Here is a 23,689-nt window from a genome sequence, read left to right as displayed (position 1 = left end):
TGAAGATCCAACAGGACGCTGCGTCGCCGACCGTGCACCATGTGTGAAGACCTCGATGCCCGCAACGGAACCCGTGTGTGCCCCCGCACGCACGGGTTCCGCCCGACGGTCGGGAGACGCGCCATCGAGCCCGGAAGTGGAAGGTGAGCGGGGCCATGCTGCTACCGGCCAAAGCCGAAGTCGCCCGCCTGCTGCGGCGGTACCGGGCCTGGGAGCGCGCCATGCTGGCCGCCCCGGCCGACCTGACGGTGCGTGCCACCTTCGAGGACACCGGCTACACCCTCTGCGTCCTGATGGGGAAGCGTTGCGCTCGCGAAGCCGCGGACGCGGCCGAGCAGTATCTGCGCGCCACCCCGTCGGCCTACGGGTCGGCGCAGGAAGAGCGGCCCAAGACGGTGAGCGTCGCGGCCGGTCAGGGCCGGCCGAGTACGCGTCGGCGTTTCCACGCGGGAAGGTAGCCACCTTCCGGCAGAGTTCGGATTCCCCGGCCGGGCCACGTGCCCGGCCTCGAGCACGGTGGAGGTGAACCATGGGCAGGACCAAGGGCAGGACCGGTGCCGGCGCCGGGGCCGTGGGCCGCATCCCGGTACGGGACGTGCGGCCGGCCGTGGAGCGCGGCAGGCATCCGGCGAAGGCGGTCGTCGGGGAGACCTTCGAGGTCACCGCCACCGTGTTCCGGGAGGGCCATGACGCGGTGGCCGCCAACGTCGTGCTGACCGATCCGAAGGGCCGGCCCGGTCCCTGGACGCCGATGCACGAACTCGCGCCGGGCAGCGACCGCTGGGGCGCCAAGGTGACCCCGTCGGCGGAGGGGACCTGGACGTTCCACGTGGAGGCCTGGAGCGACCCGGTGGCCACCTGGCGGCACACCGCCCGCATCAAGGTCCCGGCCGGCATCGACGTCGGGCTGGTGCTGGAGGAGGGCGGCGAGCTGTTCGAGCGCGCGGCCGCCGGGGTGCCCGACGCGTCGGAGCGGTCGGCGCTGCTCGCCGCCGCCGAGGCCCTGCGCGACGACTCGCTGCCCCCGGTGTCCCGGCTGTCGGCGGCGTTCGCGGCCAACGTGGACGCGGTGCTCGGGCGCTATCCGGTGCGGGATCTGGTGACGGCGTCGGAGCCGCTGCCGCTGCTGGTCGAGCGTGAACGGGCCCTGTACGGGGCCTGGTACGAGTTCTTCCCACGGTCGGAGGGCACTCCCGAGCGGCCGCACGGCACGTTCGAGACGGCGGCGCGCCGCCTGCCGGCGATCGCCGCGATGGGGTTCGACGTGGTGTATCTGCCGCCGATCCACCCGATCGGCACGACGTTCCGCAAGGGCCCCAACAACACCCTCTCGGCCGGGCCGGACGATGTGGGGGTGCCGTGGGCGATCGGCTCCCCGGAGGGCGGGCACGACGCCGTGCACCCGGACCTGGGCACGATCGAGGACTTCGACCGGTTCGTGACGCGGGCGAAGGAGCTGGGGCTGGAGATCGCGCTGGACTTCGCCCTGCAGTGCTCGCCGGACCATCCGTGGGTGTCCAAGCACCCGGAGTGGTTCCACCACCGCCCCGACGGCACCATCGCCTACGCCGAGAACCCACCGAAGAAGTACCAGGACATCTACCCGATCGCGTTCGACGCCGACATGGACGGCCTGGTCACCGAAACCCTGCGGATCCTGCGGCACTGGATGGGCCACGGCGTCCGGATCTTCCGCGTCGACAACCCCCACACCAAGCCGGTGGTGTTCTGGCAGCGGGTCATCGCCGACATCAACCGCACCGACCCCGACGTCATCTTCCTGGCCGAGGCGTTCACCCGGCCCGCGATGATGCACACGCTGGCCCAGATCGGCTTCCAGCAGTCCTACACGTACTTCACCTGGCGTACGGAGAAGCAGGAACTCACCGAGTACCTGACCGAGCTGTCGGGGGAGGCGGCCGCCTACATGCGGCCCAACTTCTTCGTCAACACCCCCGACATCCTGCACGCCTACCTCCAGCACGGACACCGTCCCGCCTTCGAGGTCCGCGCGGTCCTCGCCGCGACCCTCTCCCCCACCTGGGGCGTCTACAGCGGCTACGAACTGTGCGAGAACACCCCCCTGCGCGACGGCAGCGAGGAATACCTCAACAGCGAGAAGTACCAGCTGCGCCAGCGGGACTGGGAGACCGCCGAACGCGAGGGACGCACCATCACCCCCCTCATCACCCGGCTCAACACCATCCGAAGGTGCCACCCGGCTCTCCACCGGCTGCGCAACCTGCGCTTCCACCACACCGACAACGAGGCCCTCATCGCGTACAGCAAGCGCACGGGCCCGGACACGGTGCTGGTGGTCGCCAACCTCGATCCACAGAACGCCCAGGAGGCCACGGTCTCGTTGGACATGCCGCAACTCGGCCTGGACTGGGACGCGTCCCTGTCCGTGCTCGACGAACTGACGGGTGAGACCTACCGCTGGGGCAGGACCAACTACGTACGGCTGGAGCCCGGAAGGGCCCCCGCGCACGTGTTCCACGTCCAGGCATCGCCACCGCAGATCGGAGGGTCCCCCACGTCATGACCGTCAACGAGCCCGTCCTGGACACTTTCGAGGACACCCCCGTCAAGGACCGTGACCCCGACTGGTTCAAACGTGCCGTCTTCTACGAGGTCCTGGTCCGCTCCTTCCAGGACAGCAACGGCGACGGCGTCGGCGACCTCAAGGGCCTGACCACCAAGCTCGACTACCTGCAATGGCTGGGTGTCGACTGCCTGTGGCTGCCGCCCTTCTTCAAGTCGCCGCTGCGCGACGGCGGTTACGACGTCTCCGACTACACCTCCGTGCTCCCCGAGTTCGGGAACCTCGCCGATTTCGTGGAGTTCGTGGACGCGGCCCACCAGCGCGGCATGCGGGTCATCATCGACTTCGTCATGAACCACACGAGTGATCAGCACCCGTGGTTCCAGGAGTCCCGCAAGGACCCCGAAGGCCCCTACGGCGACTACTACATGTGGGCCGACGACGACACGGCCTACCCCGACGCCCGGATCATCTTCGTCGACACCGAGGCGTCCAACTGGACCTTCGACCCGGTCCGCAAGCAGTACTACTTCCACCGCTTCTTCTCCCACCAGCCCGACCTCAACTACGAGAACCCGGCCGTGCAGGAGGAGATCCTCTCCGCCCTGAAGTTCTGGCTCGACCTCGGCATCGACGGCTTCCGCCTCGACGCCGTCCCCTACCTCTACGCCGAGGAAGGGACGAACTGCGAGAACCTCCCGGCCACGCACGCCTTCCTCAAGCGGGTGCGCCGCGAGATCGACGCCATGTACCCCGACACGGTGCTGCTGGCGGAGGCGAACCAGTGGCCGGAGGACGTCGTCGACTACTTCGGCGACTACTCCTCGGGCGGCGACGAGTGCCACATGGCATTCCACTTCCCGGTCATGCCCCGCATCTTCATGGCGGTGCGCCGCGAGTCCCGTTACCCCGTCTCCGAGATCCTGGCGAAGACCCCGGCGATCCCGTCCGGCTGCCAGTGGGGCATCTTCCTGCGCAACCACGACGAGCTGACCCTGGAGATGGTCACCGACGAGGAACGCGACTACATGTGGGCCGAGTACGCCAAGGACCCGCGTATGCGCGCCAACATCGGCATCCGCCGGCGCCTCGCCCCGCTCCTCGACAACGACCGTCACTCCATCGAGCTGTTCACCGCGCTGCTGCTCTCCCTGCCCGGCTCGCCGATCCTGTACTACGGCGACGAGATCGGCATGGGCGACAACATCTGGCTCGGCGACCGCGACGCCGTACGCACCCCGATGCAGTGGACGCCCGACCGCAACGCCGGCTTCTCCACCTGCGACCCCGGACGGCTCTGCCTGCCGACGATCATGGACCCGGTCTACGGCTACCAGGTCACCAACGTCGAGGCCTCCATGTCCTCGCCGTCCTCGCTGCTGCACTGGACCCGGCGCATGATCGAGATCCGCAAGCAGAACCCCGCCTTCGGACTCGGCTCCTACACCGAGCTGCACTCCTCCAACCCGGCCGTCCTCGCCTTCCTGCGCGAGTACGAGGACGACCTGGTGCTGTGCGTGCACAACTTCGCCCGCTTCTCGCAGCCCACCGAACTCGACCTGCGCGAGTTCAGCGGACGCATCCCCGTCGAGCTGTTCGGCGGCGTGCGCTTCCCCGCCATCGGCGAGCTGCCGTATCTGCTGACCCTCGGGGGCCACGGCTTCTACTGGTTCCGGCTCACCCGAGTCGCATCCCGCATCGGCAGACGATCTTGAGCCTGAGCTTCGAGCGACTGCCGAGGAAAGGACGCGTCACCATGCAGAAGACCGCAATTGCCCGACCGGGCCGTACGGCCGACGCCGGCCCCATGGCGTCGCTCTCCGGCCTGCTGCGCGAATGGCTGCCACGGCAGCGCTGGTTCGCCGGCAAGGACCGGCCCGTCACGGACCTCGTCCTGCTGTCCATGACCGAGCTCTTCCCGGGCTGTCTGCACCTGCTGGTGCACGCCGGCCACTCCGCCGTCCCCTCACCCGGCGGCGCCCCGCCGGCCGGCGACTGCTACCAGCTACTGCTCGGCGTACGGCAGCACCCGTCGCCGCGGCTCGGGCGGGCGCTGATCGGCCGGGCGGAGGAGGGCCCGCTGGCCGGGATGACGGTCTTCGACGCGCTCCAGGACCCCCGCTCGGCCCAGCTGCTCCTCGAACGGCTGCGGCACCCCGGGGAGGCGGGACCGCTGCGCTTCGAGGGCGACCCGTCCGTGCCGGTGCCGGCCGGTCTCGTGCCCCGGCTGCTGGACGCGGAGCAGTCCAACTCCTCGCTGGTGTACGGCGACGCGTTCATCCTGAAGCTGTTCCGGCGCATCCAGCCCGGGGTCAACCCCGATCTGGAGCTGTCCGGGGCGCTGGCCGGGCAGGGCTGCCGGCGGGTGCCGGCCCCGGTGGCCTGGTTCCGTACGACGAGCCCCTGGGAGGCCACGCTCGGGGTGCTCCAGCCCTTCCTGCGGGACGCCTCCGACGGCTGGACTCTGGCGCTGGCCGCGCTCGCCTCCGGTGACGACTTCACCGCCGAGGCACGTCAACTGGGCCGGGCGACGGCCGAGGTGCATCTGGCGCTGGCGTCGGCGTTCCCGTCCCGCGCGCACGGCGAGAACGGCCGGATGGCGGCGGCCATGACCGAACGCCTGGAGCTGGCCGCGCACTTCGTGCCCGCGCTGCAGCCCCATGTCCCCGGGCTGCGCACGGCCTTCGGCGCGCTCGCCGGCTGCGACCCGGGTCCGCCGGACCAGCGCATCCACGGTGACCTGCATCTGGGGCAGGTGCTGCGGGCCGGGCGCGAGTGGTTCGTCATCGACTTCGAGGGCGAGCCGTCCCGCCCGCTCGCCGAGCGGCGGGGCGTGCACTCCCCGGTGCGCGACATCGCCGGGATGCTGCGCTCCTTCGACTACGCCGCCCGGCAGCGCCGGCCGTGGCGCCCCGAGTGGGCGCGCCGCTGCCGCGAGGCCTACTGCGCGGGCTACGCCTCGCTCGCCGGGTGGGACCCGCGCAAGAAGCACGGACTGCTCCGTGCCTACGAGACCGACCGCGCCGTGTACGAGGTGCTGTACGAGGCCCGGCACCGACCCGACTGGTTGCCCGTACCTATGGCGGCGATCGAACGCCTCGCCGTGAGAGGAGCCTGACCGATGGCCCTGCACGAGACCTCGCGCCCCGAGTCGGCCGGAGCGGGCCGGAGCAAGACCGCTCCGGCCCTGGACCCCGGCGACCGTGACCGCCTGCTGGCGGGCACCCACCACGATCCGCACGCCCTGCTGGGCGCGCATCCCGTCCCCGGCGGGATCGCGGTGCGGGCGCTGCGCCCGTTCGCGCGGGCGGTGAGCGTCCTGGTGGACGGCGAGCGCACCGCGCTGGTCTCGGAGGGCGGCGGCCTGTTCTCCACGCTGCTGCCGCTGCCGGCGATCCCCGAGTACACGCTGCTGGTGTCGTACGAGGAGGACGGCGGCGACGAGCAGGAGACGCACGACCCGTACCGCTTCCTGCCGGCCCTGGGCGAGCTCGATCTGCATCTCGTCCGGGAGGGCCGGCACGAGGAGCTGTGGAAGGCGCTCGGCGCGGAGCCCATGGAGCACCAGGGCGTGCGCGGCACCCGCTTCACCGTCTGGGCGCCGAACGCGCGGGGCGTGCGGGTCGCCGGGGACTTCTGCCACTGGGACGGGACGGCGTTCCCGATGCGGTCCCTCGGCGCGTCCGGGGTGTGGGAGCTGTTCCTGCCCGGCATCGGCGAGGGCACCCGGTACAAGTTCGAGATCACCTCCCGGTACGGGCACCGCTTCCTGCGGGCCGACCCGATGGCGCGGTGCGCGGAGGTGCCCCCGGACACGGCGTCGGTCGTGCACGCCTCGCACTACGAGTGGGGTGACGCGCGGTGGATGGCGCACCGCGGTGACGTCCCGGTGCACGAGGCCCCGTTCTCCGTGTACGAGGTGCATCTGCCGTCCTGGCGGCCGGGGCTGACGTACCGTCAGCTGGCCGAGGAGCTGCCCGCGTACGTCGCCGATCTCGGGTTCACGCACGTCGAGTTCATGCCGGTGGCGCAGCACCCGTTCGCCGGGTCCTGGGGCTATCAGGTCACCGGGTTCTACGCCCCCATGTCCCGGCTGGGCAGCCCCGACGACTTCAAGTACCTGGTCGACTCGCTGCACCGGGCCGGCATCGGCGTGATCATGGACTGGGTCCCGGCGCACTTCCCGAAGGACGACTGGGCGCTGGCCCGGTTCGACGGGGACCCGCTGTACGAGCCCGGGGACGCCCGGCGGGCCGAGCACCCGGACTGGGGCACGCTGGAGTTCGACTTCGGGCGGACCGAGGTGCGCAACTTCCTGGTCGCGAACGCCACGTACTGGTGCGAGGAGTTCCACATCGACGGGCTGCGCGTCGACGCGGTCGCCTCGATGCTGTACCTGGACTACTCGCGCGAGGACGGGCAGTGGGCGCCGAACGCCTTCGGCGGGCGCGAGGACCTGGCCGCGATGGCGTTCCTGCAGGAGATGAACGCGACGGTGTACCGGCGCAATCCGGGGGTCGTCACGATCGCCGAGGAGTCGACGGCCTGGGAGGGCGTGACCCGGCCGACGGACAGCGGCGGGCTGGGCTTCGGGCTCAAGTGGAACATGGGCTGGATGCACGACTCGCTGGAGTACATCGCCAAGGAGCCCGTGCACCGCAAGTACCACCACAACGAGATGACGTTCTCGATGGTGTACGCGTACAGCGAGAACTACGTCCTGCCGATCTCGCACGACGAGGTCGTGCACGGCAAGCAGGCGCTGGTGTCGAAGATGCCGGGCGACTGGTGGCAGCGCCGGGCGAACCATCGCGCGTACCTGGGTTTCATGTGGGCGCACCCCGGCAAGCAGCTGCTGTTCATGGGGCAGGAGTTCGCGCAGGGCGCGGAGTGGTCGGAGGCGCACGGCCCGGAGTGGTGGCTGCTCGACCCGGGGTACGCCTCGGCCGGCGACCACCGGGGCGTGCGCGATCTGGTGCGCGATCTGAACACCGCGTACCAGGCGACGCCGGCGCTGTGGCAGCGCGACACCGATCCCGGCGGCTTCCAGTGGTCGCTGGGTGACGCCGCCGACGACAACGTCTTCGCGTTCCTGCGGTACGACGCCGAGGGTGTGCCGCTGTTCTGCGTCTCGAACTTCTCCCCGGTGGTCCGGCACGACTACGGTCTGTGGGTCCCGGACCACGTCACGGCGTGGCAGGAGACGCTGAACACCGACGCCGCGCGGTACGGCGGCGGCGATGTCACCAACCCCGGCCCGCTCAAGCCGGAGGACGGGCGGCTGCGGCTGACGCTGCCTCCGCTGGCCACGGTGTGGCTCACGCCGGGTCTGTGACCGGGTGCCGGTCCGGGTCAGAAGATCAGGATCAGGGCGTAGACGAGGAAGAACGCGGCGATCAGCGCCGTGACGACGAGGATGAGGGTCAGCGGGGCCTTCGCCCAGCCGGTGGTCGGGTTGTGGGTCTCGCGGGGGCCCGCGCCGGGCATGCTGCTCTCGGCGGGCGGGGTCTCGCCGGGCGGCACGGAACCGCCCGGTTCGAGGCCCGTGGTGCGCTCGGGCTCCGGGTCGGGGTTCGGGGGCCGGCTCGGTTCTGAGCTCGGTTGGGGGGTCGCGTGTGTCATGCGCTCCGGGTTCCCCCATCCCGCCGAGATCACCGAACGACGTCAATTGTCAGATCAGGGCACCACGCGCTCCCGGCTGGGCTAGATTCGGGCGACGCCGATAACAGAACTCATCGGTGATGTCACACCCGGTACATATCAGGAGCAGCGCATGCGCGACCTCGGCCTCGCTCCCCCGCCCGTTCGGCCTCTGACAGGAGGGCTCGCCGACAGCCTCTTCGAGACGGCCGCCGCCGACCCCACGCTCCCGCTGCTCGCGCGCCGTCCCCACCCCTCCGCTCCCGGCTGGGAGGAGGTGACCGCCGTCGAGGTCCGCGACGAGGTCACCGCCCTCGCCAAGGGCCTGATCGCGTCCAACATCTCCCCGGGCCACCGCGTCGCGGTGATGGCGCGCACCCGCTACGAGTGGACGGTGTTCAGCTACGCGCTGTGGGCGGTGGGCGCCGAGGTGGTGCCGATCTACCCGACGTCGTCGCGCGACCAGGTCGAGTACATCCTGCGGGACGCCGAGTGCGTGGCCGTCGTCGTCGAGGACGAGCAGGCGATCATGACGGTCGGGTCGGTGTGCGGGACGCTGCCCCGGCTGAGGCACGTGTGGCAGCTGGACGCCGGCGGGCTCCAGCAGCTCGTCGAGGCGGGCGAGTTCGTGCCGTTCGCGACCGTCGAGTCGCTGCGCCGCATCGTGCTGCCGGACTCCACCGCGGCGGTCATGTACACCTCGGGGACGACGGGCCGCCCGCTGGGCTGCGCGCTCAGCCACCGGGGTCTGGCGAGCGCCTGCGACACGCTTCTGGCGGGCTGGGGCCACACGGTCGTCCCGCCCGGCGAGCGGCAGGGCTCGGTCCTCGCCTTCCTGCCGTTCTCCCATGTGTACGGGCTGCTCGTGCAGGGCCTGTGCATCCGCGGCGGGCTGCTGATGGGGCACGAGCCCGATCTCAGCGGGGAGGCGCTCGCCTCGGCGCTGCGGTCGTTCCGGCCGACGTACTTCACGGCCGTCCCGTCGATCTTCGAGAAGATCTACAAGAACTTCCTGCGCGCGGCCCAGCAGTCCGGCCGCGGGGCCCTGTTCGAGCGGGCCGCGGACACCGCGCGGGACTTCGCGGCGGCGCTGGAGCGGCACCGCCTGGGCGCCGGGCCCGGCCCCGGCTTCGACCTGCGGCTGCAGCACGCCCTGTACGAGCGCACGGTGTACCGCAGGCTGCGGGAGGCGCTGGGCGGCCGGGTGTGCCGGGCGACCTCCGGCGGTTCGTCCCTCAACCGTGAACTGTCGCTGTTCTTCGAGGGCATCGGCATCTACGTGAACGACGGCTACGGCCTGACCGAGACCTGCGGCGGGGTGACCGCGCAGCCGTTGGGCCGGGAGATGTCGGGGACGGTGGGCCAGGCGCTGCCGGGCGTGGACATCAGGGTCGCGGACGACGGGGAGATCCTGGTGCGCGGGCCCTCGGTGTTCCAGGGCTACGTCAACAACGAGGCGGCGACGCGGGCGGCGCTGCGCGGCGGCTGGCTGGCGACCGGGGACCTCGGGCGGCTGGACTCCGACGGCTATCTGACGATCACCGGCCGCAAGAAGGACGTCATCATCACGAGCAGCGGCAAGAGCGTCTCCCCGGCGCTCCTGGAGCAGCGGCTGCGGCAGCACCCGCTGGTCCACCAGGCCGTGGTGGTGGGCGACAACCGGCCCTGTGTCGGGGCGCTGATCACCCTGGACCCCGAGTTCCTGGCGTTCTGGCGGGACTCGCTCGCGGCCCGCAGCGACGCGCGGGCCCGCGAGGCACGGGAGGAGAACGCGCTGCGCGAGGAGATCGGTCGGGCGGTGGCCGCCGCGAACAGCGCGGTGTCCCGCCCGGAGTCGATCCGGGTGTTCCGGGTGCTGCCGGAGCCGTTCGACGTGGCCAGCGGTCTGCTGACGCCGTCGATGAAGCTGCGCCGGGACGCGATCGTGCGGCACTACGAGGCGCAGATCGACGCGATGTACCAGGCGCGGTCGCGGGTGCCGCGCGAGCAGATGGCGGACGACGTGGCGCACTGGGACGACGGCGACAGCGTGTTCGGCTGAGCGTCCGCGTTCATCTGCCTGCTCCTCCCGGCTGGCGGAACACCCCGGGGCGCGATGGGATCGAGGCGTGCGAAGCGGCGATTCAGGGGCAGGCGAACGACATCGAGGCAGACCGCCTGGAGCCGCAGAAGGGATGATCAGCGTGACACGACCCAGGATCCTGGTGGTTGGCGCGGGCTTCGCGGGAGTCGGCTGTGTACGCCGGCTCGAACGCAGGCTCTCTCCCGACGAGGCCGAGATCACCCTGGTGACCCCGTCCTCCTACCAGCTCTATCTGCCGTTGCTGCCCCAGGTGGCCTCCGGTGTGCTCACCCCGCAGTCCATCGCCCTGTCGCTGCGCCGCAGTCGCAGGTACCGCACCCGGATCATCCCGGGCGGCGCGATCGGCGTGGACCTCGCGTCCAAGGTGTGCGTCGTGCGCACCATCACCGACCGCATCGTCAACGAGCCGTACGACTACATCGTGCTGGCGCCCGGCAGTGTCACGCGCACCTTCGACATCCCGGGGCTCGTCGACCACGCGTTCGGGATGAAGACGCTGGCGGAGGCGGCCTATCTGCGCGACCACGTCATCTCGCAGCTCGACCTCGCCGACGCCTGCCAGGACCCCGCCGAGCGGGCGGCCCGGCTGCAGTTCGTCGTGGTCGGCGGCGGGTACGCCGGCACCGAGACGGCGGCGTGCCTGCAGATGCTGACCCACAACGCGGTCAAGCGCTATCCGCGGCTCGACCCGCGGCTCATCAAGTGGCATCTGATCGACATCGCGCCGAAGCTGATGCCCGAACTCGGCGACAAGCTGGGCCGCGACGCGCAGGAGATCCTGCGCCGGCGCGGCATCGAGATCTCCCTCGGCGTGTCCATCGCGAAGGCCGGCCCGGACGAGGTCACCTTCACCGACGGCCGGGTGGTGCCGACGCACACGCTGATCTGGACGGCCGGTGTCGCCGCCAGTCCGCTGATCGGCACGCTCGGCTCGGAGACGGTCCGCGGCCGGCTCGCGGTGACGTCGGAGATGCGGCTGCCGGGGCACGACGGTGTCTTCGCGCTCGGCGACGCGGCCGCGGTGCCGGACGTGGCCAAGGACGAGGAGGGCGCGGTGTGCCCGCCCACCGCGCAGCACGCCATGCGCCAGGGCAAGGTCGCCGCCGACAACGTCATCGCCTCGATGCGCAGTCAGCCGCTGCGGCCGTACGAGCACAAGGACCTCGGTCTGGTCGTCGACCTCGGCGGCTTCGACGGGGTGTCCAAGCCGCTCGGGGTGGAGCTGAAGGGCCTGCCCGCGGTGGCGGTGGCCCGTGGCTACCACTGGTCGGCGCTGCGCACCAACGTCGCCAAGGCCCGCGTCATGACGAACTGGGTCCTGAACGCCGTCGCCGGGGACGATTTCGTGCGCACCGGGTTCCAGGCGCGCCGGCCCGCCAAGCTGAAGGACTTCGAGTTCACCCACGCGTATCTGACGCCGGAGCAGCTCAAGAAGCAGGTCGCCGCGCAGGACGGGGGCGCGGGCGCCTGCTGACCGAGGAAGCGGGGAGTGAGCGGGACGGCGTGAGGGCGGCACAGCAGACGGTCCGGGCGCGGCTGAGGGACCGTGTCGCGGCCTCGGACCCCGGTCTGCTGAGGCTGGCGGCGGCCGTGCGGACGGTGGGGTCGATCGCCCTGACGGTCACCGTGCTGGCCGTCCTCGGCACCGATCTGCCGCATCTGGTGACCGGGGCGCTGGTGGCGATGGTCTCGACCTTCGCCATCCGCGAGAAGCAGCGCGCCAAGCAGGCGGTCACCCTGGCCCTCGGCCTGCCGGTGGCGCTGGCGTCGATGTCGCTCGCGTCGGTGCTGCACCACCGGGTCGTGGGAGGCGACCTCGTCTTCGTAGCGCTCATCTTCTGTGCCGTCTATCTGCGCAGATTCGGGGACCGGGGCACCGCGCTCGGCCTGATCGGCTTCCAGATGTACTTCGTGGCCCTCTTCGTCGGGGCCACTCCCGAGGCGCTGCCCGAGCTGTACTCGGCGGCCGTGGTGGCCTTCGGATGCAGTGCGCTGATGCGGTTCGCGCTGGTCCCGGAGACGCCGGTCGGTGTGCTGGAGCGGCTGCGGAGCGCCTTCCGGGCCCGGATGGCGCAGTTGCTGTCGGCGCAGCTCGACCTGCTCGACGCCGGACCCGAGGACGCGGACCGGGCGCTGCGGCGGGTGCGGGAGGGCACCGCCCGGCTGCACGAGACGGCACTGCTGATCCAGGGACGGCTGGCGGACGGGACGGCCGACGAGGCCGTGGCCCGGCTCGTCCAGCGGCGCATCGCGGACGCCGAGATCGCCGCCGAGCGGCTGGGTCTGGCGCTGCTGCGGGCGCGCGGCGCGGAGCGCGTGGACACGCTGGCCCTGCATCTGCCGGGGGCGCCGGTGCCGTCGGGTGGCCGGCAGCCGGTGCGGGAGGAGGCGACGACGGCGCTGCGCCGGGACCTGGAGGCCCTGCGGGTGCTGGTGCTGCGCCCGGCGGAGGCGACCGGCGGGACCGGCGTGGCCCAGCTGCGCAACCGACTCCTCGGCTACCGCGACGAGGAGAACGTGCCCGTCGCGTCCCCGGCCGTGCAGGACGCCTTCCGGGCCGTCGGCGAGACGGCGCGGGCGGTGCTCGGGCTGCGGATCGCGCTGGGCGGGGCCCAGGACGAGTCGGACGACTCCCCGGCGACGGCACGCTCCCGTGAGGAGCTGGACGCGGAGGACGCGGTTCTCGACGCGGAGGACGAGGAGGAGGCCAAGGAGGAGGCCACGGGCCTGGAGCGGCGCACCACGCGGGCGGCCGTGCAGGTCGCGGTGGGATCGCTGCTGGCCATCGTGGGCGGGGAGCTGCTGTCGCGGGACCGCTGGTACTGGGCGGTGCTGACGTGCTGGATCGTGTTCCTGAACACGGCGTCCACCGGCGAGATCCTGATCAAGGGCTCGCGCCGGCTGCTCGGCACGGTGCTGGGGGTCCTGGCGGGCATCGTGCTGGCGGGTGCGGTCGGGCACCACACGTGGACGGCGTTCGCGCTGGTGCTGCTGTTCGTGTTCGCGATGTTCTACTCGGCGCCGCTGTCGTACACGCTGTCGTCGTTCTTCGTGACGGCGGCGCTCGGGCTGCTCTACACGCTGCTGCACACCTACAGCCTGTCGGTGCTGCTGCTGAGGATCGGGGAGACGGCGCTCGGCGCGGTCTGCGGGGTGATCGCGGCGGCGTTCGTGCTGCCGGTGCGGACCGACCGGCGGACCAACGACCTGCTCGCCGCGGTGCTGCGGCGGCTCGGGGAGGTCACGAACAGCGCCGTGGACCAGCTCAGCGGCGGGCCGCCCGGGGACCTGATGGACCAGGCCCGTGACCTGGACCAGGCGCTGGCCGATCTGCGGTCCGCCGTCCAGCCGCTGACACATCCGGCGACCCCGCTGCGGGCCCGCCGGGAGACCGCCCGCTATGTCGTGGCGCTGCTGGAGACGTGCGCGTACCACGCGCGCACCCTGGCCGCGACGGCCGAGCTGCTGCTCAGCCGTCCCTCGGTCACGCCCGATCCCCGGCTGCGCGAGGCGACGGGCCGGATCGGGCGGAACCTGGAGGCGATCACCGCGCACGTCACCGACGAGCACGCCGACGCCGCGGTCGAGACCGGTCCGAGCATCGCGTCCCTGCTGGGGCCGAGCCCGCCGGCCGTACCGGGGAAGAGCCGGGTCACCGAGCACGTGCTGCGGCATCTGCAGCGGCTGGACGAGGCCGTGACCGGTCTGGCCCGTCCGCTGGACGTGCCCGTGAAGGCGTCGGAGGGATGAGCGCATCGGGCCCGGGCGGGGTAGGCGGTGTGCATGACCGATGTGGTGGACTCAGACGAACTGTTGCGACGGATGCAGCGCGCGCGGGCGTGGGCCCGGCAGGAGGAGCGGACGTGGCGGGGGCGGAGCGAGGAGTTGCGCGCCACCGATCCCGAGGGGGCGCGGGACGCCGCCGTACGGACCCTGACGTACGAGGCGGTGCTCACCGTGCTGGACGAGATCCTGACCCCGGGGCGGCACACCGATCACCCGTGAGACGGCGGGTGGAGTGAAACGGGTCACGTACCCCGGTCTCGATTTCCGACACGCCGAAGAAATGGTTTACGGTTCATCCATACGTGGTCACGGGGTCGACCGTATCCGTCCCCCGTGAACCACCTCTGACAGCCCTGGCTGGCTTCCCCCGTCCAGCCAGGGCTTTTTCATGCCCGCTGCGACCCGGCCCGCACGGACCGCCGGCCGAGCCCGCCCGCCGCCGAGGTGCCCCCGGCCGCCGCAGCCGCTCCAATGGACGCAGGGAAACACCGGAATGCCTGTCGTCGGTGAGGAGCCCCGTGTCATGACCAAAGCGATCAAACTGCTGACCGCCCTTCCGCCGCACCAGCGCCACCGGCTCATGGCGCTCGCCCGGGAGACCTCTTTCCCGGAGGACACCCGCATCTTCGAGTCCGGCGGTACGGCCGACCGCTTCTGGGTCATCCGCTCCGGGGCCGTCACCCTGGACCAGCAGGTGACGCCCACCCAGCGGATCACCGTGGCCAGCCTCGGCGCCGGCGATCTGCTCGGCTGGTCGTGGCTGTTCCCGCCGTACCGGTGGGACTTCGGCGCGGAGGCCTTCAGCCCGGTGCGGGCGTACGAGTTCGAGGCGGCCGCCGTGCTGCGGCTGTGCGACGAGGACACCGCGCTCGGGCTCACGCTGGTGCGCTACATCGCCGAGATCCTCGCGCACCGCCTCGAGATGACCCGGGGGCAGCTCATGGAGCGGCACGCGCTGGCGCGGCGCACCGTGTACTGAGCGCCGTCAGACGCGGTAGCGGCGCAGGGCCGGCACGGCCGCGGCCAGGCCCAGCATCAGGACGACGACCAGCAGGCCGCCGCCCGTCGTCGCGGTGCGCGCGCCGAACGCCGAGCCCGCCGTGCCGTGCAGGACGTCGGCCAGGCGGGGGCCGCCCGCGACGACGACCGTGAACACGCCCTGCATCCGGCCGCGCATCTCGTCGCTGGCGGCGGACAGCAGGATCGCCCCGCGGAAGACCATGGACACCATGTCGGCGACCCCGGCCAGGAGGGGTCCGACGACCTGCCCGGTCTGCATGACGGTCGAGCCGAGCGCGTTGGCGGCGGCCAGCTCGTCCTCCGGCACGAGACGGGCGATCGAGGCGTTGCGGGCCGGCGCGTTCAGGCCCCAGAAGGCCTGCTGGAGCGCGAGGAGGACCATGAGCACGGCGACCGACGCGAGCCCGGCGGCGGCCTGGAGCCAGAACAGCACCGACGTCACGGCTATCCCGCTGTTGGTGATCAGCAGCAGCCGGCGCCGGTCCATGCTGTCGGCGATCGCGCCGCCCCACAACGCGAACACCGTGAGCGGCACCAGACCGGCGAGGCTCGCGACGCCCACCCACGCCGAGGAGCCGGTGATGTCGTAGACCTGCTTGGGGACGGCGACCGCGGTGAGCTGGCTGCCGACGGCCGTGACGATCGTCGACGACCACAGCCGCCGGTAGGCGGGGCGGCGCAGCGGCCGGGTGTCCATGGCCCAGCGGCGCCAGCCGCGGGGGGTGGCGGGTACCGCGGAGGGCTCCTTCTCCTGCGGTGGGGTGCTGCTCTCGCTGGTGTCCACGGTCTTCCTGGATGCTCGCTACATCTTTTTGTCCGGGGATCACTATCGCAGCACCGGCCAAGGGCCCGGACGGGCGTCTCAGGTTCCGGCGATCAGGGAGGCGCCGAGGGCGATCATCGTGACGGCGATCGCCCCGTCCAGCACCCGCCAGGCTCCCGGCTTGGCGAGGTGGCGGCTCAGCAGCCGCGCCCCGAAGCCGAGCGCGGCGAACCAGCAGAGGCTGGCGATGGCGGCGCCGAGCCCGAACGTCCAGCGCAGCGGGCCCCGGTCGGCGGCGATGGTGCCGAGCAGGAAGACGGTGTCGAGGTAGACGTGCGGGTTGAGCCAGGTCATGGCGAGGCAGGTCAGGACCGCCCGCCGTCGTGAGCCGGCCGCGTCGCCGTCGGTGACCAGGGCGCCGGCCGGCCGCAGTACCCGCCGGGCGGCGAGGACGCCGTAGCCGAGCAGGAACAGGCCGCCCACCCAGGCGACCGCCGTCAGCACGCCCGGCCACGCGACGACGACCGCGCCGACCCCGGCCACCCCGAGGGTGATCAGGACCGCGTCGGACAGGGCGCAGATGCCGACGACGGCGAGGACGGCGTCGCGGCGGATGCCCTGGCGCAGGACGAAGGCGTTCTGCGCGCCGATGGCGACGATCAGGGAGAGGCCGGTGCCGAATCCGGCGACGGCGGTGGTCAAGGCGCTGGTCATGGGAGTGACGCTAGACAAGCGGTCTCCCGGAGTACAGCTAAGGATTCTTACATATCCTTAGCTCACATGAAGACCGAGCTGACCGAGCTGCCCCTGGACCAGGTGCGGACCCTGCTGGCGGTGGTGGACGAGGGGACGTTCGACGCGGCCGCCGCCGTCCTGCATGTGACGCCGTCGGCGGTGAGTCAGCGGGTCAAGGCTCTGGAGCAGCGCACCGGGCGGGTGCTGCTCGTGCGGACCAAGCCGGTGCGGCCGACCGAGTCCGGCCAGGTCGTCGTCCGGTTCGCCCGCCAGTTGGCCCGGCTGGAGCGCGACGCGCGGGCCGAGCTGGGCATGAACGGGACCGCCGAGGCGACGCGGGTGTCCATCGCGGTCAACGCCGACTCGCTGGCCACCTGGTTCCTGCCCGCCCTGACCCGGGTCCGCGAGGAGCCGCCGCTCTGCTACGAGCTGAGCCGGGAGGACGAGAGCCGGACGGCGACTCTGCTGCGGGAGGGCCTGGTGATGGCCGCGGTGACGTCCTCGGCCGAACCCGTCGCGGGCTGCTCGGTGCGGACGCTGGGCCGGATGCGCTATCTGGCGGCCGCGAGCCCGGAGTTCGCCGACCGCCATCTGACCGGTCCGCTCGCCGACGCCCTGGTGACGGCTCCGGTGATGACGTTCGACCGCAGCGACGACCTCCAGGACGCCTTCGTGCGGGGACTGCGGGGCGGCGCCGTGCACGCCGGTCCCGCGCGGCACCGGATGCCGACCTCGGAGGGGTTCCTGTCCGCCGTGCTCGCCGGGCTCGGCTGGGGCATGATCCCCGAGGTCCAGGCGGGGCCGCTCGTGGCGGAGGGGCGTCTGGTCCCGCTGGCCCCGGACCGGCCGGTCGACGTGCCGCTGTACTGGCAGCAGTGGAAGCTGCACTCGCCGGCGCTGGTCACCGTGACGGAGGCGGTGGTGGCCGCCGCCCGTGAGGCGCTGCGCCCCTGAGGGGCCGCGGAGTCAGGCGCGGCAGGCGGCCAGCTGGGCCTGCGCCGCGTCCAGCAGCATCTCCAGGGCCGTCGGATAGGCGCTGGTCACCATGCGCCGGGCCAGCAGCGGCGCCGCCTCGGCGATCCGGGGGTGCGTGCTGTGCGGCAGCCGGGCGTACGTCGAGCGCCACTTCTCCTCGTCGGCCCGCAGCGACGCGCTCGGCAGCGTCAGCGAGGCCGCGTCCAGCGCGGCGAAGGCCAGCGTCTGGTCGATGAAGGCGTGGTAGAGGCGCACGGTGTAGGGCAGCGGGAAGCCGGCCGTGCGCAGTATGTCCAGCACGGTCTCGTCGGCGGCGAGCTCGTTGGCCCGGCCGGTGACGCGGCTCGTGGTCAGGACGGCGGCGTGCGGGTGGGCGACATAGGCGGCGTGGATGCGGGTGCCGACGGTCCGCAGGTCGGCGCGCCACTCCCCCGTGGGCTCCCAGCCCTCCAGGGCCCGGCCGATCAGGGCGTCACCGATGGCCAGGGTCAGCTCGTCCATGCCCCGGAAGTAGCGGTACAGCGTGCTCGGGTCGGCGTCCAGGGCGAGGCCGAGCCGGCGGGCGGTCAGGCCGGCGCTGCCGTGCTCGGCGAGCATGCGCAGCGCCGTGTCGACTATGAGGCGCTCGGACAGCACGGTGCCGCTCTTGGTGGGGCGACGCCTGCGCCGCTTCTCCTCCGGTACGACCGCTTTCGGCATCGCGTCCTCCATCCTTATGCCAACGGCATTGACCTTACGTGGCGGGGCGGCGTTGTATCCCACCCGGGGCCCCACCACGTCGTCCACCTTCAGCCGAGGGAGTCTTGTCATGCGTGTACTGCTCGTGGGAGCCGGCGGAGTGGGTACCGCCATCACCCGGATCGCCGCCCGGCGTCCGTTCTTCGAGGCGATGGTCGTCGCCGACTACGACCTCGCGCGGGCCGAGGCCGCCGTCGCCGCGCTCGACGGTGACGCCCGCTTCCGCGCCGAGCGCGTCGACGCGAGCGACGAGCCGGCCGTGGCCGCGCTGCTGGAGCGGCACGCCTGCGACGTGCTGCTGAACGCGACCGACCCGCGTTTCGTGATGCCGCTGTTCCAGGCCGCGCGCACCGCCGGGGCCACCTATGTCGACATGGCGATGTCCCTGTCGAAGCCGCACCCCGACCGTCCGTACGAGGAGACCGGCGTCAAGCTCGGGGACGCCCAGTTCGAACAGGCCGCCGACTGGGAGAAGGCGGGCGCGCTCGCCCTGGTCGGCATGGGCGTGGAGCCCGGCCTGTCGGACGTGTTCGCCCGGTACTCGGCCGACGAACTCTTCGACGAGATCGACGAGATCGGGGTGCGCGACGGCGCGAACCTCACCGTCGACGGCTACGACTTCGCCCCCTCCTTCAGCATCTGGACCACCATCGAGGAGTGCCTCAACCCGCCGGTCGTCTACGAGAAGGACCGCGGCTGGTTCACCACCGAGCCGTTCAGCGAGCCCGAGGTGTTCGACTTCCCGGAGGGCATCGGCCCGGTCGAGTGCGTGAACGTGGAGCACGAGGAGGTGCTGCTCGTGCCGCGCTGGGTGGACGCGCGCCGGGTCACCTTCAAGTACGGCCTCGGCCAGGAGTTCATCGACACCTTGAAGACCCTGCATCTGCTGGGGCTCGACAGCACCGAGCCGGTGACCGTGCCGAGCGCCGAGGGGCCGGTGCGGGTCTCGCCGCGGGACGTCGTCGCCGCCTGTCTGCCGGACCCGGCGACGCTGGGCGAGCGGATGCACGGGAAGACCTGCGCGGGCACCTGGGTACGGGGCGTGAAGGACGGCAAGCCCCGCGAGGTGTACCTGTACCACGTCGTCGACAACCAGTGGTCGATGGCGGAGTACGGCTCCCAGGCCGTGGTCTGGCAGACCGCCCTGAACCCGGTCGTCGCCCTCGAACTCCTGGCCACCGGCGCCTGGTCGGGGGCGGGTGTGCTGGGGCCGGAGGCGTTCCCGGCCCGGCCGTTCCTGGACCTGCTCACCGCCTACGGCTCCCCGTGGGGCATGCGCGAGCAGTGACCTGGTTCCGCGGCGCCCGGCGGGGTTTCACCATGGGTCGACAGGCGACTCGAGACCGAGTAATTCCTCCACCGAGGGCACGTCGACGATCGCAGGTGACTTTGATGGACGACTGGCGAGACCACGCCGCCTGCCGCCATGAGGACCCCGACCTCTTCCATCCGATCGGCACCTCCGGGCCGACCCTGATGCAGACCGAGGAGGCGAAGGCCGTGTGCCGGCGCTGCCCGGTACGCGAGCCGTGTCTGCGTTTCGCGCTGGACATGGACCAGTCCACCGGGATCTGGGGCGGCACGAGCGAGACGGAACGGCGGGCGCTGCGCCAGCGGGCCGGCTGAGTGGGGGGACCGCCCGGTCCCCTCACCCGGGCGGTTCCCCGGCGGGCAGCCGCAGCGTGAACACCGCGCCGGTGCCCGGCGCCCCGCCGGCCTCGGCGGTCCCGCCGTGCGCGGCGGTCAGCTGACGGACGATCGGCAGGCCGAGCCCGCTGCCCCCGGTACGGCGGCTGCGGGACTTCTCCGCGCGCCAGAACCGCTCGAAGACATGCGGCAGATCCTCGGGCGCGATCCCGGTCCCGGTGTCGGCGACCTCCAGCACGACGTCGTCGCCGTCGGACCGGGCGGAGAGCGTGACCGTGCCGCCGGACGGGGTGTGCCGCAGCGCGTTGGAGACCAGGTTGCCCAGCGCCTGCCGCATCCGGACGGGGTCGGCGTCCAGCCAGGGCGTGCCCTCGGCGGTGGTGCGCACGGTGACGCCCGCGGTGTCGGCGGCGACCTGGTGGGCGGCGGCGACCTGGCCGAGCAGTTCGTCGGCGCGGACGGGCTCGCGGTGCAGGCGCAGGGTGCCCGCGTCGGCGGCGGCGAGGTCCTGCAGGTCGTCGATGACCCGCTGCAGGACCAGGGCCTCCTCGTGCAGCGAGGCCAGCAGCGCGGGGTCCGGGTCGACGACGCCGTCGCGGGTGACCTCCAGCCAGCCCCGGATGTTGGTGAGCGGGCTGCGCAGCTCGTGAGCGATGTCGCTGACCATCGCCTTGCGCTGGGCCTCCAGCCGTTCGCGGCGCTCGGTGAGTTCGTTGAAGGCGGCGGCGAGGACGCCGGTCTCGTCGCGGGTGGTGACCGGGACCCGCACATGCCGTTCGGGCGGCTGCTGGGCCGCCGCGGTGAGCGCGCGCAGCGGCCGGACCAGCCGGGTGGCGACGACGGCGGAGACCACCACGGTGACGGCGAGCACCAGACCTGCGGCGCCGGCCACCTTGGCCTTGTTGGCCGGTGACATGTCGAAGCGGACGGCGGTCGTGGCGCCGCCGCCCAGGAACAGTTCCGCCACCGGGGCGACGTACGGGTCGAGTTGGGCCCGGCGTGCTTCGGCGGTGCAGCGCCGGGCGGCGGCCGTCCCCTCCGGCTCGTCGTGGGCGGCCGGCTTGCCGGCGAAGAAGCGGGGGACGATGCCGAGGCCGGTGACGTCCACGCCGAGGGCCCGCGGCGTGTGCGTGACGCCCCGCTTCCCGAGGCAGGAGGCGATGCGGGCGGAGAGGTCGTCGAGGGCCTTGTCCTCGGTCGGGGTGGGGGTGTTGAGCTGTCCGTCGGCGCACTCCTCGGGGACGGCGCCGCCCGCGACGGGACCGTCGACGTCGGTGACCACGGGCCGGCCGCTCGGCGCGTGCACGACGGAGGTGTCGTAGCCGTTGCGGGCGAAGCAGTTCCGCCGGACCACCGCGAGCTTGTCGAGCTTGGCCCGCTCGGCGGCGGTGATCCGGTACGGCCCCACGGCCCTCGGGTCCACACCGGCGCGCTGCGCCCCGCGTTCGGTGTAGGTGTCGACGCGCAGCGGGTCGACGGTGGCGGCGGCGCGTGGCGGCAGCGGGGTGCCGGGCGCGGCCGAGTCGGCGACGACGGTCCGGTCGGTGGTGGTGAGGGCGATGCGCCGGCCGGTGCGTTCGGCCAGGTTTCGTACGGTCCGGTCGACGCCCCGCCAGTCGGCGTGGGTGGCGGCGTACCCGCTGAGCCGGGCGAGGACGTCCATGTCCTCGGCGAGGACCTGCCCCTGTTCCTCGCGCAGCGCCCGGGTGGTGGTCGCCACCGCGAGCCAGGCGGTCGCCGCCACCGAGCAGACGGCGATCAGCACGGAGGCGACCAGCAGCCGGACCAGCAGGCGCTTGCGCAACGGGATGCGCCGGTTCATCCCCGGCCCCCGCTCAGCTTGTAGCCGACGCCGAACACGGTCAGCAGGCGGGTGGGCCGGCGCGGGTCGGCCTCGATCTTCCTGCGCAGGTTCATGATGTGCACGTCGACGGCCCGTTCGGTGGAGGCCCGGTCGGTGCCGCGCGTGCACTCCAGCAACTGCCGCCGGGAGAAGACCCGTTCGGGTTCGGCGGTCATGGCGAGCAGGATCTGGAACTCGGCCGGGGTGCACTCCACCGGCTCCCCGTCGCACCGCACCTCGTGCCGTGCCGGGTCGACGCTGATCCCGGCGGCCCGGACGACCGGGTCCTCCCGGCGGCCGTCGGCGCGGCCGCTGCGCCGCAGCACGGTGCGGATGCGGGCCATCAGCTCGCGGGGGCTGTACGGCTTGGTCATGTAGTCGTCGGCGCCGAGTTCCAGGCCGAGCAGGACGTCGTCCTCGGCGGACCGGGCCGTCAGCATCAGCACCGGGATGTCCGGGTTCCCGTCGTTGCGGCGCAGTGCCCGGCAGACGCCGAAGCCGTCGATGACGGGCAGCATCAGGTCCAGGACGACGAGGTCGGGCCTCAGCCTGCGGGCGGCGTCGAGGGCGGCCGGCCCGTCGTGGACCACGGTCGCGGTGTGGCCCTCCGCGAGCAGGGAGCGGCGTATCAGCTCGGCCTGCATCCCGTCGTCCTCGGCCACCAGTACATGTGCGCACACGCGGCGGATCCTAAGCGGTCGGCGGGCGGGGTCAGCGGGCGAGGGAGGCGGCGTCCCCCATGACCACGACGGGGTGCCTGGCGGGGTCGAGGGTGCGCAGCAGGGTGCGCATGTGCTCCAGGGAGAGGCTGACGCAGCCCTGGGTGGGGCCGCCGTGGTCGACGTGGAACCAGATGCCGCCGCCGCGCCCCGCGCCGAGGGGCCGGGTCCAGTCGAGCGGTGTGGTGCCGGGCCGCCGGTTGTAGTCGATGGCGACCACGTAGTCGAAGGAGCCGGCGAGGGGTTCGCCCTCGAAGCCGGTGCCGGTGGCGGTGAAGCCCCGGCCGTGGTCGTAGGGCAGCCGGGTGCCGGGGTCGGGCCGCAGACCGCCGGCGTCGCCGAGGGTGAAGACGCCGACGGGTGAGCGCAGGTCGCCGGCGGTGTGGTGGTCGGTCCAGCCGCGCAGCGCGTTGTGGGCGGGCCAGCGCTCGCCGGCCTTCCAACCCGCGCCGGTGCGTTCGTAGAGGACGACGTCGGAGCGGGCGGAGTCCTTGCCGTGTCCGGTGACGACGACGGCCTGCCAGGTGTGGGCCGGGACCTCGGCCAGGGTCCGGGGGCCCAGTCCGGGCAGCTGCCGCGGGAGGGAGGGAGCCGTGGCCGTGGGGCGGGGCGGGGCGGCCGTCGTCCGGACGGGTGCCGCGGGCTTGTCGCCGGGGGTCGCGAGGGCGCCGGTGCCGCAGCCGGTGAGCAGGAGGGTGGTCGCCAGCAGGACGACGCGGGGCTTGTGCGGGATCATGTGACGACCTTGACGGACAGGTGTCAGGAATTCGTCAGGTCCGGCGCGGCGTGTCCGGCGCCGCCCGTCCGAGAGGAAGGCCGGTCATGAGCGTGCGCGTCCGCCGCGTCTACGAGCCGCCCGAGCCGGGGGACGGTGTGCGGGTCCTGGTCGACCGGCTGTGGCCGCGCGGTCTGTCCAAGGACGCGGCCCGGATCGACGAGTGGCCCAAGGGCCTCACCCCGTCGACGGAGTTGCGGCGCTGGTACCACGCGGGCGAGGGCTCCTACGAGGAGTTCGCCCGCCGGTACGAGGCGGAGCTGGACGCCCCGGAGGCGGCCGCGCTCCTGGACCGCCTCCGGGAGACGGCGGGCAAGGGTGCCGTGACGCTGCTGACCGCGTCCAAGACCCCGGAGACGAGCCACGCCGCGGTGCTGGCCCGCCTCCTGGGGTCGTGACGCCCCAGGAGGCGGGCGGCAC

Annotated in this window: 21 protein-coding genes; 14 read left to right on the top strand and 7 right to left on the bottom strand. The window is 72.5% G+C overall.

What is annotated here, in order from left to right:
- Nucleotides 1–155 precede the first annotated feature (155 nt).
- From F8R89_RS33205 to glgB, 5 genes are all read left to right on the top strand, one after another.
- A complete protein-coding gene (locus F8R89_RS33205) occupies nt 156–458 on the top strand; it encodes a DUF5133 domain-containing protein (RefSeq protein ID WP_151787470.1) in 303 nt (100 codons plus the stop codon).
- Between the two features lie 71 nt (nt 459–529).
- Complete coding sequence (locus F8R89_RS33200; RefSeq protein WP_151787469.1) at nt 530–2,545, top strand: alpha-1,4-glucan--maltose-1-phosphate maltosyltransferase; 2,016 nt, start codon at nt 530–532, stop codon at nt 2,543–2,545.
- Complete coding sequence (gene treS, locus F8R89_RS33195; RefSeq protein ID WP_151787468.1) at nt 2,542–4,260, top strand: maltose alpha-D-glucosyltransferase; 1,719 nt, start codon at nt 2,542–2,544, stop codon at nt 4,258–4,260. Before F8R89_RS33200 ends, treS begins: the two co-directional genes overlap by 4 nt.
- A gap of 41 nt (nt 4,261–4,301) precedes the next feature.
- Nucleotides 4,302–5,663 carry a maltokinase N-terminal cap-like domain-containing protein gene (locus tag F8R89_RS33190; RefSeq protein ID WP_151787467.1) on the top strand — a complete coding sequence of 454 codons (1,362 nt, stop codon included), beginning with the start codon at nt 4,302–4,304 and terminating at the stop codon, nt 5,661–5,663.
- 3 nt (nt 5,664–5,666) lie between these two features.
- Complete coding sequence (gene glgB / locus F8R89_RS33185) at nt 5,667–7,880, top strand: 1,4-alpha-glucan branching enzyme (RefSeq protein ID WP_151787466.1); 2,214 nt, start codon at nt 5,667–5,669, stop codon at nt 7,878–7,880.
- Nucleotides 7,881–7,897: 17 nt separating this feature from the next.
- Here the strand turns inward: glgB and F8R89_RS33180 are convergent, their stop codons facing one another.
- Nucleotides 7,898–8,167: a DUF6480 family protein gene (locus F8R89_RS33180; RefSeq protein WP_151787465.1), complete on the bottom strand. Its 270-nt coding sequence runs from the start codon at nt 8,165–8,167 to the stop codon at nt 7,898–7,900.
- 151 nt (nt 8,168–8,318) lie between these two features.
- Here F8R89_RS33180 and F8R89_RS33175 point away from each other — a divergent pair, with 151 nt between their 5' ends.
- The 5 genes from F8R89_RS33175 to F8R89_RS33155 all read left to right on the top strand — a co-directional run bounded on the left by F8R89_RS33175 (nt 8,319) and on the right by F8R89_RS33155 (nt 15,033).
- The gene (locus F8R89_RS33175) at nt 8,319–10,226 is read left to right on the top strand and encodes an AMP-dependent synthetase/ligase (protein ID WP_151787464.1); all 1,908 of its coding nucleotides are present in this window, start codon (nt 8,319–8,321) and stop codon (nt 10,224–10,226) included.
- A 133-nt stretch (nt 10,227–10,359) separates the two neighbouring features.
- Nucleotides 10,360–11,742: an NAD(P)/FAD-dependent oxidoreductase gene (locus tag F8R89_RS33170; RefSeq protein WP_192806298.1), complete on the top strand. Its 1,383-nt coding sequence runs from the start codon at nt 10,360–10,362 to the stop codon at nt 11,740–11,742.
- Between the two features lie 29 nt (nt 11,743–11,771).
- Nucleotides 11,772–14,018: an FUSC family protein gene (locus F8R89_RS33165; RefSeq protein ID WP_151787462.1), complete on the top strand. Its 2,247-nt coding sequence runs from the start codon at nt 11,772–11,774 to the stop codon at nt 14,016–14,018.
- A gap of 33 nt (nt 14,019–14,051) precedes the next feature.
- Entirely contained in the window at nt 14,052–14,273 is a 222-nt protein-coding gene (locus F8R89_RS33160; protein WP_151787461.1) for a hypothetical protein, read from the top strand.
- A gap of 304 nt (nt 14,274–14,577) precedes the next feature.
- Nucleotides 14,578–15,033: a cyclic nucleotide-binding domain-containing protein gene (locus F8R89_RS33155; protein ID WP_151787460.1), complete on the top strand. Its 456-nt coding sequence runs from the start codon at nt 14,578–14,580 to the stop codon at nt 15,031–15,033.
- A gap of 6 nt (nt 15,034–15,039) precedes the next feature.
- Here F8R89_RS33155 and F8R89_RS33150 read toward each other — a convergent pair whose 3' ends face one another.
- Together F8R89_RS33150 and F8R89_RS33145 are read right to left on the bottom strand one after the other, a co-directional pair.
- Entirely contained in the window at nt 15,040–15,858 is an 819-nt protein-coding gene (locus F8R89_RS33150; RefSeq protein ID WP_151787459.1) for an MFS transporter, read from the bottom strand.
- A 78-nt stretch (nt 15,859–15,936) separates the two neighbouring features.
- Nucleotides 15,937–16,551 (bottom strand): LysE/ArgO family amino acid transporter, encoded by a 615-nt coding sequence (locus F8R89_RS33145; RefSeq protein WP_151787458.1) that lies wholly within the window; start codon nt 16,549–16,551, stop codon nt 15,937–15,939.
- A gap of 66 nt (nt 16,552–16,617) precedes the next feature.
- Between F8R89_RS33145 and F8R89_RS33140 the strand changes: the two genes are divergently transcribed.
- A complete protein-coding gene (locus tag F8R89_RS33140) occupies nt 16,618–17,526 on the top strand; it encodes a LysR family transcriptional regulator ArgP (RefSeq protein ID WP_151787457.1) in 909 nt (302 codons plus the stop codon).
- A 12-nt stretch (nt 17,527–17,538) separates the two neighbouring features.
- Here F8R89_RS33140 and F8R89_RS33135 read toward each other — a convergent pair whose 3' ends face one another.
- Nucleotides 17,539–18,246 carry a TetR/AcrR family transcriptional regulator gene (locus F8R89_RS33135; RefSeq protein WP_151787456.1) on the bottom strand — a complete coding sequence of 236 codons (708 nt, stop codon included), beginning with the start codon at nt 18,244–18,246 and terminating at the stop codon, nt 17,539–17,541.
- A 109-nt stretch (nt 18,247–18,355) separates the two neighbouring features.
- Between F8R89_RS33135 and F8R89_RS33130 the strand changes: the two genes are divergently transcribed.
- Together F8R89_RS33130 and F8R89_RS33125 are read left to right on the top strand one after the other, a co-directional pair.
- Entirely contained in the window at nt 18,356–19,573 is a 1,218-nt protein-coding gene (locus tag F8R89_RS33130; RefSeq protein WP_151787455.1) for a saccharopine dehydrogenase family protein, read from the top strand.
- 104 nt (nt 19,574–19,677) lie between these two features.
- Nucleotides 19,678–19,911 carry a WhiB family transcriptional regulator gene (locus F8R89_RS33125; protein WP_151787454.1) on the top strand — a complete coding sequence of 78 codons (234 nt, stop codon included), beginning with the start codon at nt 19,678–19,680 and terminating at the stop codon, nt 19,909–19,911.
- Nucleotides 19,912–19,933: 22 nt separating this feature from the next.
- Here F8R89_RS33125 and F8R89_RS33120 read toward each other — a convergent pair whose 3' ends face one another.
- The 3 genes from F8R89_RS33120 to F8R89_RS33110 are packed head-to-tail and all read right to left on the bottom strand — an operon-like array spanning nt 19,934 to nt 23,230.
- A complete protein-coding gene (locus tag F8R89_RS33120; protein WP_151787453.1) occupies nt 19,934–21,754 on the bottom strand; it encodes a sensor histidine kinase in 1,821 nt (606 codons plus the stop codon).
- Nucleotides 21,751–22,455, bottom strand: a complete 705-nt coding sequence (locus tag F8R89_RS33115; RefSeq protein WP_151787452.1) for a response regulator transcription factor — start codon at nt 22,453–22,455, stop codon at nt 21,751–21,753. Before F8R89_RS33115 ends, F8R89_RS33120 begins: the two co-directional genes overlap by 4 nt.
- A gap of 31 nt (nt 22,456–22,486) precedes the next feature.
- Nucleotides 22,487–23,230, bottom strand: coding sequence for a L,D-transpeptidase family protein (locus tag F8R89_RS33110; protein WP_151787451.1), 744 nt, complete (start codon nt 23,228–23,230; stop codon nt 22,487–22,489).
- Nucleotides 23,231–23,316: 86 nt separating this feature from the next.
- On the opposite strand from F8R89_RS33110, the gene F8R89_RS33105 reads away from it, so the two are divergent.
- Entirely contained in the window at nt 23,317–23,667 is a 351-nt protein-coding gene (locus tag F8R89_RS33105) for a DUF488 domain-containing protein (protein WP_151787450.1), read from the top strand.
- Nucleotides 23,668–23,689 lie beyond the last annotated feature (22 nt).

The sequence above is a fragment of the Streptomyces sp. SS1-1 genome, assembly GCF_008973465.1.
Taxonomy (GTDB): domain Bacteria; phylum Actinomycetota; class Actinomycetes; order Streptomycetales; family Streptomycetaceae; genus Streptomyces.
This window is presented reverse-complemented; position numbering and strand designations above follow the sequence as displayed.